This window comes from Rahnella sp. PD12R, from assembly GCF_019200965.1.
Lineage (GTDB): Bacteria > Pseudomonadota > Gammaproteobacteria > Enterobacterales > Enterobacteriaceae > Rahnella > Rahnella laticis.
The window spans coordinates 14,265-30,201 of record NZ_JAHTMS010000007.1; the positions used below are offsets into that span (position 1 = coordinate 14,265).

Consider the following 15,937-nt stretch of genomic DNA (forward strand, 5'->3'; position numbering starts at 1 on the left):
ATGCTGCGTTATATCCTGCAACGCCTCGGGCAATCCGTGCTGGTAATGTTCGGCGTTTCCCTGCTGATTTTCTACAGTTTGCACCTCACCGGAGATCCGGCGGCGGTCATGATGCCGCCCGGTTCAAGCCAGCAGGAAATCGAGAATTTCCGCCACAGCATGGGCTTTGATCGTTCACTTATCTGGCAATACGGACATTATCTCACCGGCGTTTTACACGGCGATCTCGGCGAATCCCTGCGCTACAGCCAGCCGGTTACGGAGTTAATTGGTCAGCGCGTTCCCGCCACGCTCTTGCTCGCCGTCAGTGCCCTCATCTGGAGCACGGTGGCCGGTTTGCTGCTCGGCATTATCAGCGCGCTGTACCAGAACACCGCGTGGGATTTGCTCTCGCGTCTGCTGGCGTTCAGCGGTCAGGCAATCCCGGTTTTCTGGCTCGGGCTGCTGCTGATTATTGTGTTCAGCCTGAACCTGCGCTGGCTGCCGTCCGGCGGTTATGGCAGCGCCAGTCAGCTCATCATGCCTGCGCTGAGCCTCGGCGCGTATTACATGAGCGCGATTGCGCGCCTGATCCGCGCCAGCCTGATTGACGTGATGCAGCAGGATTACATCCGCACCGCGCGCGCCAAGGGGCTGAGTGCCTGGCGGATTGTGGTGCGCCACGGATTACGCAATGCGCTGATCCCGGTCATTACCGTGCAGGGAATGTATTTCGCCTCGTTGCTCGGCGGCGCGCTGGTAACGGAAATCATTTTTGCCTGGCCGGGCATTGGCCGCCTCGCCGTGCAGGCCATTCAGAACCGTGATTTCCCGCTGGTGCAGGCCATTGTGCTACTGGCCGCGCTGGTGTTTGTCGGCATCAACCTGATTATCGACCTGCTCTATGGGGTACTGAATCCGAGGATCCGCCTGTGAGTATTTCCATTACGCCCGCGATTTACCCGACGCTGGATTTGCTGTCTGCCATCACGCCGTTTGCCAGCGTTTCCGGCCAGATTGATCAGCAACGCGCACTGGCGCAGTGGCTGGAAGACTGGATCCGTACCGAACTGGGCGGCATTCCGGTGCTGGCGGTAAGTGAACAAACCGTGCAAAACGCCCCGCCGCTGGTGCATATGCGCATTGACCGGCAGGCGGAAAAAACGCTGGTGCTTTACAACATGTATGACGTGATGCCCGCAGATGACGCGGGCTGGGAATTTCCGCCGTTCAGCGGTGGCGTATCTGAATGGCCGGGCGTCGGCGAAGTATTTATTGCGCGCGGTGCCGAGAACAACAAAGGCCCGCTGGCTGGCATGCTGATGGCGCTGAAATCACTGTGCGACAGCGGAAAACTCAGCGTCAATATTGAAATTATTCTGGAAGGCGAAGAAGAAACGGGCAGCGGCCAGCTGCGCCGCTATCTGGCGCAGGATCCCTGCCCGGTCTCAGCCGCCAGCGCGGTCTTTTTCCCGTCACTGTGCGAATACGGCGGCGGCGAGCCGCGCGTTTATCTCGGATTCAGCGGGCTGAGCGGAGGCCGCTTAAAAGTCAGCGGCGGCAAATGGGGCGGCCCGTCTGCGGCGATCCACGCCAGTAACGCTAACTGGATCGCCAACCCCGTCTGGCGGCTGGTTGCCGCGCTGAACGCCATCGCGCCCGCACATAACAGCGGCGTAATTGCCCGGCAGGCCATTGATGAAGAAGCCAACCGGCTGCTGTGTGCGCTCGCCGCGCAGTTCAGCATCGCCGATGAATTACAGTTCCGCCGCAGCGAAACCTTATCCGTCAGCGGCGATACGCTGGCCTGCCTGCAACAGCTGATCAACGGCGCGGTGCTGAATATTTCGGAAATCCGCAGCGATCCGCTGGAGTCACGCGGTGTCATTCCCCGCAGCGCCAGCGCCGAGATTGCGTTGCGCGTTCCGCCGGGCATTGACGGTGAAAGCCTGCTGGCGGTGATCCGCCAGACGCTCGCCCGCCCGGAATTCGACGGCGTGGAACTGGAACTCGACGACAGTTATCCCGGCCACCGTTTTGTCCGTCACAGCCCCGGCGTCGACGCCCTGCTCACCAGCTATGAAATGCAAGGCGCGAAACCGCAGATCTGGCCGTGGGCACCCGGTTGCGCACCGGCTTACATCTTCGCGCGCGTGGCGCCGGCCTTCCTGATTGGCGGGCTGGGCCACGGCGGCAACGCGCACGGCGTGAACGAATTCGTCACCCTGCGCGGGCTGGAACGTTTTCAGCAGTCGGTCACTGAATGGATCACCCTGTTCGGTGAGGAACCCCCTTTTTCTGCACCGGCGGTTTAGCCGCCGGTGTTTTGCGTCAACTCCCGGGAAAGTTTTAAAAATAAACCAGCAGGATATTTACCATGAAACAGTCCGATGATTTTGAAAGAGTTCCACTGGGGTTCTTCCCCACGCCGCTTGAGCGCCTGACCACTCTGGGCGACTCACTTGGCGTCACGCTGGACATCAAACGCGATGACTACACCGGTTTCGGCGGCGGCGGCAATAAGGTCCGTAAGCTGGAATATCTGATGGCCGACGCCTGCCGCAAAAACGTGGATGTGGTGATCACCACCGGCGGACATCAGTCAAACCACGCGCGCATGGTCGCCGCCGCCGCGCGTAAGTTCGGCATGAAACCGGTGCTGGTGCTGCGTGGCAATCAGCCTGAGACGTATCAGGGCAACCTGCTGCTCGACAAACTCTTTGGCGCGGAGCTGGAGTTTCTCGATCCGGACGGCTATTTCACTCAGATTGAAGGCGCGATGAACGCCCATGCTGACGCCGCACAGGCGCGGGGCGAAAAAGCGCTGATTATCCCGCTGGGCGGTGCCACACCGCTTGGCGCACTGGGTTATGTCCGCGCCATCGAAGAAATGGACGCCCAACTGAAAGCTCGCGGCGAACCAGCGCCGGACGTCATCGTCGCCCCAACCGGCTCCGGCGGCACGCTGGCCGGGTTGTACGTCGGTGCGCGCCGTTACTGGCCGGACACCAAAATTGCCGGTATCAGCGTCAGCGCTAAAGCCGACTGGTTCCAGACCCGCATTTCAGCCATGGCGCAAGATTGCGCTGACCTGCTCGAATGGCCGCAAAGCTGGACGCCGGAAGATATCTGGATTGAAGACGGTTTTGTCGGCACCGCCTACGGTGTGCCTTCTGACGGCGGTATCGACGCCATTTACCGCGTTGCACAGGCCGAAGGTGTGTTGCTGGATCCGGTTTACACCGGCAAAGCGATGCACGGCTTAATCAGCCTGACTGAGCAAGGCAAAATCAGCGCCGGTTCGCGGGTGATTTTCGTGCACTGCGGCGGTTCACCGGCGCTTTATCCTTTCGCACAAACGTTGCTGGAGCACTGAATATGACATCCGGTTTTCGCACACTGAGCCGCGCGGACGTGGTGGCGCTGGGCGGCACCGATCCGCAGGCCGCGCTGGAAGATATCTGTGACGTTGTCACGCTGATGCGCCAGAATGCGGCGCAGATGCCTGCGGAAACCCACGTCAGTTTAGGCACGCCGCGCGGCAAAGCGTATGCGCTGCCCGCCAGCGTTGGCGGGCGGTTTAACGCCGCCGGGGTGAAATGGACCGCACATCGCCCGGATACACAGGACAAGCTCCCGCAGGCGATGGCGCTGACGCTGATTAACCGCGCCGATAACGGCCAGCCGCTCGGGCTGGTGGAGAGCGGCGCGCTGACCGCCACGCGCACCGCAGCGGTGTCGGCCCTTGCACTGCGCAATGCCTCGCCGCGTCCGGTTCAAAGCGTGTTACTGCTCGGTGCGGGTGTTCAGGCACTGGCTCATCTCGACATGCTTCGCCAGCTTTTCCCCGATCTGCACCAGGTAAGCTGGTGGGATCGCAGTGCCACTGCGTTGCCGGTGGATACCGCGCAATTCCCCTGGCCGCTGATTCGGGTTCCCGATCTTCACAATGCGCTGGCGCAGGACGCTGACGCCGTGATCACCTGCACCAGCGCCGCCGAACCGCTGCTCGGGCCGGAAGCTGTCCGCGCCGGTCGTCTGGTGATTCAGGTTGGCTATCACGAAGTGTCCTTTGCAGCGATTAACCGCTCGACGCGCGTGCTGGTTGATTTATGGGGGGATTTCTGTGAAACCAGCGCCAAAAGCCTGTTCCAGATGTACCGCGCAGGAAAATTCCTGCCCGAACACGTGGACGCCGATTTAGGCAATCTGCTGCTCGACGGCTGGCGACCGGCGGCTGATGACAGCGTGTATTTCTCCTCGTTCGGCCTCAACGTTTTTGACATCGCCCTCGCATCGCGCGTACTAAAACTCGCCGCCGAACGCGGAACGGGCACGCTTTTATCGCTTTTCCCGGAGTAAGACTTTGGCTGTTTATCCTTTACCCGCACAAAATGTTCTCAATCACCGGCTGCTGATCGGTGCCGCAGAGCTGTTGTCGCGCCGCCAGCTTGGACAGGAATTTGCCCTGATTGACGTCCGTGAGTTCTCACTGTGGCAGGCAGAAACGTTGCCCGATGCGCTTCATCTCAACGTGTACGATTATTTTATTCCCGACAGCACCGTTGCAGGTATCCGGGGCATGGCGGATGCCTTTCATCGGGCATGGCAACAACTGGCCATCAGTGACAACGTCACGCCAGTATTTTTCGAACAACAAGTCGGCATGCGTTCCCCGCGCGGCGCATGGTTTGCGCAGTTCGGCGGCATCGAAAACGCGCTGATACTGGACGGCGGACTGGACGCCTGGGTAGAGGCAGGCGGCAAATTGCAGCCCGGCACCGGACGCAGCGCGGTGGTCAGCCCGGACAGCCCGAACGCGTTAAACGCCTCCGTTTTTCAGAAAGACCTGACTGCCACCCGCGATGAAGTGCTGAACGCGCAGGCCAATGGCGTGCAAATTCTGGATGCACGCCGCCCGACGGAATTTTGCGGTGAATTTGCGCATGAATGCTGCCACCGCGCAGGCCGGATCCCCGGCGCGAAACTGCTTTTCTGGGAAGATGTGGTGCAGAACGGCGCATTTCTCAGCGCGGAGGAAATCCGTCAGCGGGCAGAAGCCGCGGGCTTATCGCCTGACCGGAGGGTGATCATTTATTGTCATCGTGGCGCGCGGGCCGCTACGGTGTACACCGCGCTTCAGCTGGCCGGTTATCGCCAGCTGGCGGTGTACGTAGGGTCATGGCATGAATGGGCGGAACACCGCGAACTGCCGTTGCTGACAGGCGGTTAACCCGCCCGACGCAGTTGCAGCGCCCGCGTGATATCGGGCGCGGCGGCCAGTAAGGTTTGCGTATAAGGATGTTGCGGCGCACGCAGAACCCGAGCTGTATCGCCGCTTTCCACGATTTTCCCGTGATACAGCACCACCACGCGATCGCACACCTGTTTCACCGCCGCCAGATCGTGACTGATAAACAGCACCGTCAGCCCCAGCTGCTGGCGTAACTGATCCAGCAGCGCCAGAATCTGCCCGCGTACCGAAAGATCCAGCGCCGAAACCGCTTCATCCGCCACCAGTAATTCAGGCTCCAGCGCCAGTGCGCGGGCAATTGCCACACGCTGGCGCTGACCGCCGGAAAACGCACCTGGCAGGCGGTTGGCGTGATGCGCTTCCAGCCCGACGAGTTTCAGTAATTCTTCTACCCGCGCCTGAATCAGCGCCGCAGGCCGCAGTTTATACACGCGCAGCGGTTCGGCAATCTGCTCGCCGACAGTGATTTTCGGATTCAGGCTGGCATAAGGATCCTGAAAGATAATCTGCGCACGGCGGCGCATTTTCTGCCGCGTTCCCTGGCTGGCCAGTGTCAGCGACACGCCGTCAAATTCGATATCGCCGCTGTCGGTGTCCGTCAGGCCAATTATGGCGCGCCCGAGCGTGGTTTTGCCGGAACCGGATTCACCGATCAGCCCGAGAATTTCACCCCGGCGGATATCCAGCGTGGTCGGGAAAAGTACCGTCTGGCGTTTCGCCGGAACAAAGGGAAGACGCTGCGCCTGCGGATAACTTTTGGTCAGCCCGCGCAGCCGCACCAGCGGCGAATCCGCGCTGATTTCACCGCTCTTTTCACGCGGCTCCGGCTGCGACGCGCCAATCAGTTTGCGGGTATACGGCTCCTGCGGATCCGTCAGCAACTGCGCCACCGGCCCCTGCTCGACCAGATTTCCCTGATGCATCACGTAAGCGCGATCGGCGTAACGCGCCACTACGCTCAGGTCATGCGTAATCAGCAAAATGCCCATGTCCATTTCCTGTTGCAGTTCCAGCAACAACGTCAGAATTTGTGCCTGAATGGTGACGTCCAGCGCCGTCGTCGGCTCATCGGCAATCAGCAACGCCGGTTTACAGCTGATGGCGCTGGCGATCATCACCCGCTGGCGCATCCCGCCGGAAAGCTGATGAATATACTGCTTCGCCCGTTGTTCCGGGTTCACAATCCCGACGCGACCGAGCAACGCCACCGCTTCGCGGTGCGCCTGTTTCCAGCTCAGCTGCTGATGCCGAACCAGCACCTCGGCAATCTGCTCCCCGACTTTCAGTACCGGATTCATGCTGGTCATCGGTTCCTGAAAAATCATCGCCAGCCGTTTCCCGCGCACCGGCGCGTCAAAAGGCATCTGCGGGCTGGCAATCCTCTGATCATCGAGCCAGATTTCGCCACCGGTCATATTCACGCCGGGCGGCAACAGCCCCATCAGCGCCAGCGAGCTCAGGGTTTTCCCCGAACCGGACTCACCGACCAGCGCCACAATTTCACGGCGGTTCACCTGCAACGAAACCGGCTTCACCAGCGGCAAACCGGCGGCGGTATGAATGGCGAGAGAGCGGACATCAAGAAGCGGTCTGGCGGTTGTCATGGGCAAATCCGGCGAAGAAATGAACTTAGAGAATATATCGTATATCTTTAAGTGACAACCCGAATGCAGGCAGCGGGTTAGACGGTTTTGTGCAGGGTTATGCCGGTTTGGTTGGTAAGGATCTGACTCAACAGTATCGGGTGCAAGTGATCAACACCAGGGTGATATCATCACCATCCAAAACGATTGAATATGTTTCTCCCATGCTGTTTAGTTCTCCGTTTTTGATGCCATTTTCTGAAAGATAATTTTCAACCTTTTTCTTCGCTACCATGATGTCCCCCACGTTTTCCCATGTGACCCGTTCTTGTGTAAAACCATAATTATCGTCAGCCCTTGTGTAGTACAAAATATTCTTAGAGATATCGGGGGCATCCCTGAATAGCTTTGGGGTTAAAAGATAATAATCAAAGACATTTGATCTCTTATAATCCTTCCCGTCCAGCGTATAGATGAGCATGAAATATAAGTAAAAGACAAAAAGAATCACTGTGATAACTATCAGAATAATTATCGCAAGTATGGACTTCAGAAAAAATCTTATCGCGCTTAACATTACCGCAATCCTTTTATTAATTAAAAACAGCGTGTTTCGTTTTCCAGTCTCTCATCTGGAAATAATCGGGCACAACAGGCGTATGTGGCCACAAATCAATCATCGGAGGTTTGCGATTATTCTTTAGCCCATCAGTATAATCCCATCCCTTATTCCTGGGTGAAAAATAAAGTTCATGATTCATTCTATCTCTTGATTCAAATAATGTTTCAAAGGGCCTGTCATTAATTCTGTTATATATATAATTATCAGAAAGGTCAGTGAGTGGTTTAATGTAATTCAGCCAGGAGGGAAGATAGCCTTTTCTCGGCAAAAATTTCCTGAGCGGTGAAGGCTGGGGGAACAGCAATGGCCGGAACTCTTTATTCTTATAGCTTCCTATTGGCCCGTAGCAATCCCAAATACGTAAGGCATATTCTTTGGTTGTGGGATAGGCAAGAACGACCGGATCCACACCGTTGCCAAAAATCCGGTAAAAACCGACTAAATCCGAAACCAGATCCTCACCGCTAAATCCGCTGTCTGTATACCAGGAAAAAGCGTGAGATTGCTCCAGTGCTTCGAGCCGGTACGCTGTTTTCATCATGATGGTCAGTGCGATTCTTTTTTTGACCTCCCAGCTCAGGCAAGAACGCACCATCAAAGGCGTATTAATCCCGACAGCAGTTTGCCTCGTGATATTATTGATCTTAAAGTTCAAGGCAAAATCCTGAAAGTAATCTACCGGAAAGTACCATTCATTAAACTCAGGAAAGAATTTTCTGTTTTTTTCTTCGAACAAAATGGCTTTAAGCCTCCGGCAATCCTCCCCACCAGCATGGCCGAGATCGATCCAGCCCAAAACCCGGGTATAAATGATTCCACTTTTTTCCCCTGACGAACTGATTCCATCTTTTATATCACTGCGTTTGCTCATTTTTCTTCTCCTTTACATCACAATTTCTTGCCAGAAGCTGTAACCTGACGTTCCCGCCTGAAGATGATGCCATGTGATGCTTTTAAACGTAAAAATCAGATTTTCTTCCGGTTGTGCTTCGCTGTGGTCTATGGAGTGGGGGAAATTAATCGAAACATCAATAAGATAAGCGTCACGTAATTCGATTGAATAATACTTAGATAGCATACCTGTCGTATCGATTCGCATAATGTCGAAATTACACTGTAATTTTTCATTATTGGCGATGGCAACGCCCAGCAAGGGCGACGATTTATCGATAACTTTGGTTACTGATAGAGGTTGATGACACACGTTTTGGTCACGATGCGTGCTGTGTGAAAGTGCGAGTAAGAATATTTGATCACGATGCAGTGCCTGATATTTATTCCCCATTGAGTCATAGCTTCCGCACCCCTGAGAAATGAGGCCTTGTTTCTCTCCGTTCAACGTCATGTAGATTTGATTAGCCATTTAACACCTCCTGTGAATTTAAGAGGTTATATCTGAATAATTTTCTTCATACAAATGCTGTATATCAATATAAAAACAGAAACAATACATCCAAAGTATAATTGCCAATAAAAGTCCCTTTATTGCAGGAAAGCTTAATTTATGAAGTTAGTCATTCTCTTAAACATTAAACTTAATATGAGATGTTATGCACATTATTAAAAAGAAGAGCAGACAGCCGAAGTGACAGAAATTCAGACACAAAAAAACCGGCACTATTCCGCCGGTTCATTTTTGCTCTCGTTTTAATACTCAGACCTGCGCCATTCCGCCGTCGACGAAGAGTTCGACGCCGTTAATGAAGCTGGCGGCATCGGAGGCCAGGAATGCGACGGTTTTGCCGATTTCTTTCGGTTCACCCAGGCGGCCTAACGGGACTTGTGCGGCCAGTGCATCGAACAGGCCCTGACGGTGTTCTTCCGGAACCAGATCCCCTAAGCCCGGAGTGCGGATCGGGCCCGGGCTGACGACGTTGACGCGGATACCGCGGTCTTTCAGATCCAGCGCCCATGAGCGGGCAAAGTTACGCACGGCGGCCTTACTGGCGCTGTACACGCTGAAACTCGCCGTGCCCAGCACTGAAGTGGTGGAGCCGGTCAGAATGATCGATGCGCCATCGGTCAGTAACGGTAAAGCTTTCTGAACCGTGAACAATACGCCGCGGACGTTGGTGCCAAAAATCCGGTCAAAGTGTTCTTCCGTGATGCCGCCCAGCGGTTGCATGTCACCGCCACCGGCGTTGGCGAAGAGAATGTCCAGGCGCCCTGCGGTTTTGGCGATTTGTGCATAAACCGCATCAAGGTCGGCCAGTACGGAAGCGTCGGCGCGGATACCCGTTGCCGCAGCGCCGATTTCAGCGACGGCGGCGTCCAGTTCTGCCTGACGGCGGCCGGTGATAAAGACCTGCGCGCCCTGTTCCGCCAGCTCTTTCGCTGTACCCAGACCGATGCCGCTTGTCCCGCCGGTGACCAGTGCAATTTTACCGTTCAGTGGAGTTGTCATTTTTCATTCCTCAAAGTCAGTTCAGGTTAAGTAAAGTTGCCTGAGGCCGGTGACCGTTGTCTGCCGCCTCAGGCATGGCTGTAATTTAGCGCCAGACGGTTTATTGAAAAATAGCGAAAAATGAAAATGACTATTCCTGTGTGTGTATAATCAAAGCATCGGATAACCGGCGGGAAAAGCGTGTGGATCAGTTAACGGCAATACGGGCGTTTGCCCGGGTGGTTGAGGCGGGGAATTTCACCCGCGCGGCGGATTCTCTGGATATGCCCAATGCGACGCTGAGCAAAATGGTGCAGGAACTGGAGGCACATCTCGGCGTGCGGTTGTTGCAGCGCACCACGCGGCGCGTGACGGTAACACCGGAGGGCTGCGAATATTATGAGAAAACGGCACGCATTCTGCGCGATCTGGAAGATGTCGATACGTCGTTTAACGCCGTGCGCAGCAAGCCACGCGGGCTGTTGCGCATTGACGTCGGCGGTTCGACGGCGCGCGATGTGCTGATCCCGGCACTGGCTGATTTTATGACGCGTTATCCCGAAATCCGTCTGGATCTGGGCGTTTCTGACCGTCCTGTGGATCTCATCAGTGACAATGTGGACTGCGTGATACGCGGCGGGCCGCTGGACAACTCTTCGCTGATTGCCCGCAATATCGGCCATGCGACGCTTATCACCTGCGCGACACCGGCTTATCTGAAAGCCTTCGGCACACCGGCTTATCCCGATGAATTGAAAAACGGCCACCGGCTGGTGAGTTATCTTTCACCGCAGAATGGCCGGGCTTTTCCGTTTCGTTTTGAACACGATGGCGGGAAAACGGAAATTAAGGTCGATCACCGTATTGGCGTGAATGAAAGCAACGCCCATCTGGCGGCCGGAATGGCCGGTCTGGGGATTATCCAGACGTTCAGCTATTCCATTTGCGACGCGCTGCAACGCGGAACGCTGGTGGAAATTCTGAGAGAATGGCGGCCTGCGCCCTATCCGTTCCATGTGGTCTACCCGCAAAACCGCCACGTTCCGCATCGCCTGCGCGTGTTTATCGACTGGCTGGTGGAAACCTTTCCGCAAAAAGTCAGCGGTCAGCTGCCAGCAATACAGAGCTGAAAAACGGGTTTACCGCTATGGACGTTTTCCAAATTCGCACTCCCGCTGCGTCCATTTGCGGGCCTGTTCGCTCAGCGTGAACCCCAGACCCGGGCGGTCTGATATCCACATCCGCCCGTCGCGCAGTTCCAGCTGTTCGTTAAAGAGCGGGTTCAGCCACTCGAAATGCTCGAGCCAGGGTTCCAGCGGATACGCGGCGGAAAGATGCAGATGCACTTCCATCGCAAAATGCGGGGCCAGTTTTTTACCGTGCCGCGCGGCCAGATCCATAATTTTCAGGAACGGCGTGATGCCGCCCACGCGTGGCGCATCCGGCTGCACATAATCGCTGGCATTGCCGAGGATCAGCTGTTCATGTTCGCGGTAGCTGGTGAGCATTTCTCCGGTGGCGATCGGCGTATCGAGCACGGCGGCCAGCGCGGCGTGGCCTTCCACGTCATAAGCATCCAGCGGCTCTTCAATCCATACCAGATTAAATGCTTCCATTTTCCGGCCCATGCGGATGGCGGTTTCGCGATCCCATTGCTGGTTGGCATCGACCATCAGCGGGAAATCATCGCCCAGTTCCTGACGCACGGCGGTCAGGCGGCGGATGTCTTCGCGGGTATCCGGCTGGCCGACTTTTATCTTGATACCACCAATGCCGCTTTCGCGTGAAATCGCGACATTTTTGATGACCTGCTCCAGCGGAGTATGCAGGAAACCACCGGAGGTGTTGTAGCACTGCACGGAATCGCGGTGTGCGCCGAGCAGTTTCGCCAGCGGCAGTCCGGCGCGTTTGGCCTTGAGATCCCACAGCGCGATGTCGATTGGCGAAATCGCCTGAACGGCCATGCCGCTGCGCCCGACCGATGCGCCCGCCCAGAGCAGTTTGGTATAAATCTTGTCGATATCGTTCGGATCTTCACCCAGCAGATTGTCGGCGATTTCTTTCGCGTGAGCATAAATTCCCTGCCCGCCAGCCCGTTTGGAATAGCTGAACCCGACGCCTTCAAAGCCGTCACGCGTGCGGATTTCGGCGAAAATAATCGCCACTTCTGTCAGCGGTTTTTGCCGCCCGGTAAGCACTTTTGCGTCACTGACGGGCGTCGCCAGCGGCAAAATGGACAGCGAGATTTTCACCCACGCAATTCTGTCACCGGTTTCTGCCGCCGTTTTGGTGTCTGTCGCTTTTGCGTAAGTCACTGCCTGAGAATTTGTTCCGGAAACCATCTGCTAAACCTCCACGTTAAGGGAATATTTAAAATGATTGCGCAATCATTGATACACCCGCGCCTTAACGCTGGCTATAAATAAGGCAGGTAAATTTGTTACCAGTCACAAAAATGGCGACATATCCGGAAGTAAGCATGATTTGTATTTTAATCCCTGAGATACTGCTTCCCTGCTGTTTACGCGTAATGATATCGCAATCATTAATAAAAGGTTCCGCCTGTGAAAAACGCTTCTGACGCTAAAAAAAGTCCCGCCCGGCCACCGACGCTGGAAGATGTCGCCCGCGCGGCGGGGCTTTCGCCGATCACCGTAAGCCGCGCGCTGAACACGCCGGATATCGTGCGCCCGAAAACGGTCGCTAAGGTGAAAGAGGCGGTGCAGCTGACCGGCTATATTCCCAATATGCTGGCAGGCGGGCTGGCGTCGCGGCGCAGCAAACTGATTGCCGTGGTGGTTCCGCAAATCAATAACAGCATGTTTATTGACACGATTCAGGCCATCAGCGACGAGCTGGCGCTGCGTAATTACCACATGCTGCTGTGCGTGTCGGGCTACAGCCCGGAAACGGAAGCGGATATTGTCTCGACGCTGCTTTCCCGCAGGCCGGACGGCATTGTGCTGACCGGGATCCACCACAGCAGCGAGCTGAAAAAATGCGTGCTGAATGCCGCCATTCCGGTGGTGGAAATCTGGGATCTGACGCCGACGCCGCTCGACATGCTGATCGGCTTTTCGCACGAGAAAATCGGCAATGCCCTCGCCCGTTTCATGTTCGGTAAAGGGCATCAGCGCTTCGGGCTGATCTGGACGCCCGACCAGCGTGCCGCGCTTCGTCATAAAGGCATTATGGATGTGTTCGCCACGCACGAAGGTCTGACGTTTACCGACAGTCACGTGCCGTTACCCGCGACCATTGCGCGCGGACGCGAGGCAATGGCGCAACTTCTGGACAGCGGCGAACAATACGGTGCGATAATTTGCAGCTCCGATACGCTGGCGCAGGGTGCCATTTTTGAGGCGCAAAGCCGCGGATTGCGGGTTCCTGAGGATGTTGCGGTGATAGGTTTTGGCGATCTGGACTTTGCACAATGCACGCTGCCGCCGCTGACGACGGTGAAAATCGATCGCTGGAAAATCGGACAGCAGGCCGCCACGTTGCTGGCGGATAAAATTGAAGGATTGCCGGTGGCAGAAAGCGTGGTGGATATCGGTTTTACGCTGATTGAAAGAGGTTCAGCGTAAAACCGTTGAGGCAAATTTTCAGGCTTCGAACATTTCCGCGCCGATATACGACCCTTCTTTCGGCGCAGGCGGCACAAAGAAGATCCCCGAACCGATGTGGGAAATGTATTCGTTCAGCGCATCGGAAGAACCGAGGCGGGTTTGCAGCGCTTCAAACTGCGCGGGGTCTTTCTGATAACTGATAAACAACAGGCCGGCATCCAGCTGCGCCATGTTATTCAGACCGTCCGTGTAGTTGTAAGAGCGGCGTAAAATCTTAATGCCCTGATTATTTTCATGCGACGCCAGACTGATGTGCGCGGTCGCCGGAATGATCAGGTTACCGTCTGCATCCTTCTTCTTAAAATCAGGCGTATCAAATTCCTTTGTGCCGGTTAACGGCGCGCCGGACACTTTGTGACGGCCAAACACATTGTTCTGATCACTGACGCGGTCGGTGTCCCAGCTTTCAATGTGAATTTTGATTTTACGCACAACCTGATAACTGCCGTTTTGCTGCCACGCGGGGCCACCGTCTTTGATCCAGACATATTTGTCGAAATCCGCTTTTTCGGTGATATTGCGCGTGCCGTCCTTGAAGCCGAACAGATTGCGCGGCGTGGATTGCCCTTTTCCGGCGGACGCACGACCAAAGCCCATGACCGTCCAGCGGGTTTGGGCTGCGCCGGTGCTTTTGGCGATACGCGCCAGATCGCGGATGGCGTGATACGCCACCTGCGGATCGTCCGCACAGGCCTGCAATGACAAATCGCCGCCGGTCAGTTCCGGCTGCATGTCGTCACTCGGCAACTGCATCAGGTTACGCATCAGCACCGGTTTGTGCTGCGTCAGCCCGAATGTGTCCGTGAAGACGCGCGGCCCCAGACCGACGGTCACCGTCAGTGACGCCGGGCCGAGATCCATCGCTTCACCGGTATCCATCCCGACGCCGCTGTCACGGGCAGGTTCAACCTGTCCGATGGTGCCGCCTTTCATGAGCTGCGCAATCGCCGACGACCAGCGCGCCAGAAGAACCTGCAAGTCCTGCCGCGTGGAGGTCGTCAGATCAAAGGTCATATACATGATATGACGCTGCGGCGGCGTGCTGATCCCTGCCTGCCCTTCGTGACCGTAAAAAGAATACTGACGGGAAAGGTCAATTTTATCTTCCGGGTCGCGGGCGGCCGTCGCCTGCCCGTGCGCATAGCTGACCGTTGGAATAGCCAGAGCACTGGCGCCAGCCACTGCTCCTTTCAGCAATTCACGACGAGAAAACTTACCGGCCTCCCTGGCCGGATGGAGTTTGTCGCTCATTCATCAGGCTCCTTTATTCGCCGCCACTTTCTCAGCGATTTTGGACAGAGGTTCCTGCAACGCCTGAATAGTACGGCTCAGTTTGGCGGCATCAGACGCTTTCAGCTCAGCCGTGTAGTATTTGTATCCGCCCGGTACTTTAGGATCACGATAGGTTTCCAGCATGTCGTGAACGGCAGCGAACTGCGTGGCAACCTGCTTAGTCAGCTCAGGATCAATTTTTTCCAGACCCGGTTGCAGGTAAGCAAATGCCTGCTGCGCGCCTTCGACGTTACCGGCGAAATCCACCAGATCAAAGTGGCTGAATGCCTCTTCTTCCCCGTTGATTTTAGTGTTCTGCACTTCTTCCAGCAGGTCGGCAGCGCCGTTAGCCAGATCTTCCGGTTTGTAAGTCAGCGCTTTGGTCAGTGCGTCAAGACGCACCACGTTCTGCTGCAATTCGGTGGCCGTTTGTTTGGTTTCTGCGGTGATTTTGCCCTGACCGAACAGGTCACGTTCGATGGCGTGGAAGCCGTGCCAGCCCGCTTTAGGATCCAGATTGGAGGCACGCATGTCGATCAGGTAATCCAGATTCCCGGCGTTATCAGTCGCCTTGAAGCCCGGCAGAATAAAACCGTTCACGTCAGATTCGATACGTTCGTAGAACGGACGCGCTTTGGCGTAATCAGCTTTGGCCGTTGCCAGGTCGCCGGCATCGATATCCGCTTTCAGGCGGTTAACGGCCACGACCATCGCGTCCACCACGCCATTCACATAAGTCGCGTAATCTTTGGTGCCCTGCGCCAGAATGGTAGCCGTGCTGCCCTGCGGCTGCGCGGCGCTTTTGCCGGTCACGGTGAAGTCGATCAGTTCACGTTTCGCGCCCGGGCAATAGATTTGGTATTTGCCGCCATCGAGCGTCAGGGTGAATTTCACCGCTGGCAGCCCCGGCGCGAGGTTCTCTTTTTCGCCCAAAATACGGTTGTTGCTCAAAAGCTCTAATTCGGTGATCGACGTCGCGGTTTTGTTCACCACGTTAAACGTCACCGGACCGGCTTTCGCAGAATCGTGGTCGACCACGCAGGTGCCGTCGGCGGCGCTGGTCATGGTGATATTAACTTCAGAAACGCCGTTTTTCACCGGCGCCACTGATGCCGCATTGGCAGGCGCTTCCACGGAGAACATCAGCAATGCCGTCAGACCCGCGGCCGTCATCAGAGATTCTTTTTTCTTAAACGTCTTAATGCGCATAAGTTT

General features: G+C 56.1%; 15 protein-coding genes. 7 read left to right on the plus strand and 8 right to left on the minus strand.

The window, feature by feature from the left end; translation table 11 throughout:
• The 5 genes from KWG64_RS14695 (at position 1) to KWG64_RS14715 (ending at position 5,212) form a co-directional block, all read left to right on the plus strand.
• Positions 1-915 carry an ABC transporter permease gene (locus tag KWG64_RS14695; protein ID WP_218522287.1) on the plus strand — a complete coding sequence of 305 codons (915 nt, stop codon included), beginning with the start codon at positions 1-3 and terminating at the stop codon, positions 913-915.
• A complete protein-coding gene (locus KWG64_RS14700) occupies positions 912-2,294 on the plus strand; it encodes a M20 family metallopeptidase (protein ID WP_218522288.1) in 1,383 nt (460 codons plus the stop codon). The genes KWG64_RS14695 and KWG64_RS14700 overlap by 4 nt, the downstream gene beginning before the upstream one ends.
• A 62-nt stretch (positions 2,295-2,356) precedes the next feature.
• Entirely contained in the window at positions 2,357-3,355 is a 999-nt protein-coding gene (locus KWG64_RS14705) for a 1-aminocyclopropane-1-carboxylate deaminase/D-cysteine desulfhydrase (protein ID WP_218522289.1), read from the plus strand.
• A gap of 2 nt (positions 3,356-3,357) precedes the next feature.
• Positions 3,358-4,341: an ornithine cyclodeaminase gene (locus tag KWG64_RS14710; RefSeq protein WP_218522290.1), complete on the plus strand. Its 984-nt coding sequence runs from the start codon at positions 3,358-3,360 to the stop codon at positions 4,339-4,341.
• 49 nt (positions 4,342-4,390) lie between these two features.
• Entirely contained in the window at positions 4,391-5,212 is an 822-nt protein-coding gene (locus KWG64_RS14715) for a sulfurtransferase (RefSeq protein WP_218522475.1), read from the plus strand.
• On the opposite strand, the gene KWG64_RS14720 is transcribed toward KWG64_RS14715, so the two are convergent.
• The 5 genes from KWG64_RS14720 to KWG64_RS14740 all read right to left on the minus strand — a co-directional run bounded on the left by KWG64_RS14720 (position 5,209) and on the right by KWG64_RS14740 (position 9,842).
• Entirely contained in the window at positions 5,209-6,837 is a 1,629-nt protein-coding gene (locus KWG64_RS14720) for an ABC transporter ATP-binding protein (protein WP_218522291.1), read from the minus strand. The genes KWG64_RS14715 and KWG64_RS14720 overlap by 4 nt on opposite strands.
• Positions 6,838-6,964: 127 nt before the next feature.
• Positions 6,965-7,393: a hypothetical protein gene (locus tag KWG64_RS14725; protein WP_195823224.1), complete on the minus strand. Its 429-nt coding sequence runs from the start codon at positions 7,391-7,393 to the stop codon at positions 6,965-6,967.
• Positions 7,394-7,409: 16 nt separating this feature from the next.
• Positions 7,410-8,309: a hypothetical protein gene (locus KWG64_RS14730; protein ID WP_218522292.1), complete on the minus strand. Its 900-nt coding sequence runs from the start codon at positions 8,307-8,309 to the stop codon at positions 7,410-7,412.
• Positions 8,310-8,321: 12 nt separating this feature from the next.
• The gene (locus KWG64_RS14735; RefSeq protein ID WP_195823222.1) at positions 8,322-8,801 is read right to left on the minus strand and encodes an Hcp family type VI secretion system effector; all 480 of its coding nucleotides are present in this window, start codon (positions 8,799-8,801) and stop codon (positions 8,322-8,324) included.
• A gap of 291 nt (positions 8,802-9,092) precedes the next feature.
• Positions 9,093-9,842 (minus strand): glucose 1-dehydrogenase, encoded by a 750-nt coding sequence (locus tag KWG64_RS14740; protein ID WP_195815328.1) that lies wholly within the window; start codon positions 9,840-9,842, stop codon positions 9,093-9,095.
• A 182-nt stretch (positions 9,843-10,024) separates the two neighbouring features.
• On the opposite strand from KWG64_RS14740, the gene KWG64_RS14745 reads away from it, so the two are divergent.
• On the plus strand, positions 10,025-10,951 hold the full coding sequence (locus KWG64_RS14745; RefSeq protein ID WP_218522293.1) for a LysR family transcriptional regulator: 927 nt from the start codon (positions 10,025-10,027) through the stop codon (positions 10,949-10,951).
• Between the two features lie 15 nt (positions 10,952-10,966).
• Here KWG64_RS14745 and KWG64_RS14750 read toward each other — a convergent pair whose 3' ends face one another.
• Positions 10,967-12,163 (minus strand): L-talarate/galactarate dehydratase, encoded by a 1,197-nt coding sequence (locus KWG64_RS14750; RefSeq protein WP_218522294.1) that lies wholly within the window; start codon positions 12,161-12,163, stop codon positions 10,967-10,969.
• 222 nt (positions 12,164-12,385) lie between these two features.
• Between KWG64_RS14750 and KWG64_RS14755 the strand changes: the two genes are divergently transcribed.
• Positions 12,386-13,408 (plus strand): LacI family DNA-binding transcriptional regulator, encoded by a 1,023-nt coding sequence (locus tag KWG64_RS14755; protein WP_218522295.1) that lies wholly within the window; start codon positions 12,386-12,388, stop codon positions 13,406-13,408.
• Between the two features lie 18 nt (positions 13,409-13,426).
• Here KWG64_RS14755 and efeB read toward each other — a convergent pair whose 3' ends face one another.
• Positions 13,427-14,701 carry an iron uptake transporter deferrochelatase/peroxidase subunit gene (gene efeB / locus KWG64_RS14760; protein ID WP_218522296.1) on the minus strand — a complete coding sequence of 425 codons (1,275 nt, stop codon included), beginning with the start codon at positions 14,699-14,701 and terminating at the stop codon, positions 13,427-13,429.
• A 3-nt stretch (positions 14,702-14,704) separates the two neighbouring features.
• The gene (efeO, locus tag KWG64_RS14765; protein ID WP_218522297.1) at positions 14,705-15,931 is read right to left on the minus strand and encodes an iron uptake system protein EfeO; all 1,227 of its coding nucleotides are present in this window, start codon (positions 15,929-15,931) and stop codon (positions 14,705-14,707) included.
• Positions 15,932-15,937 lie beyond the last annotated feature (6 nt).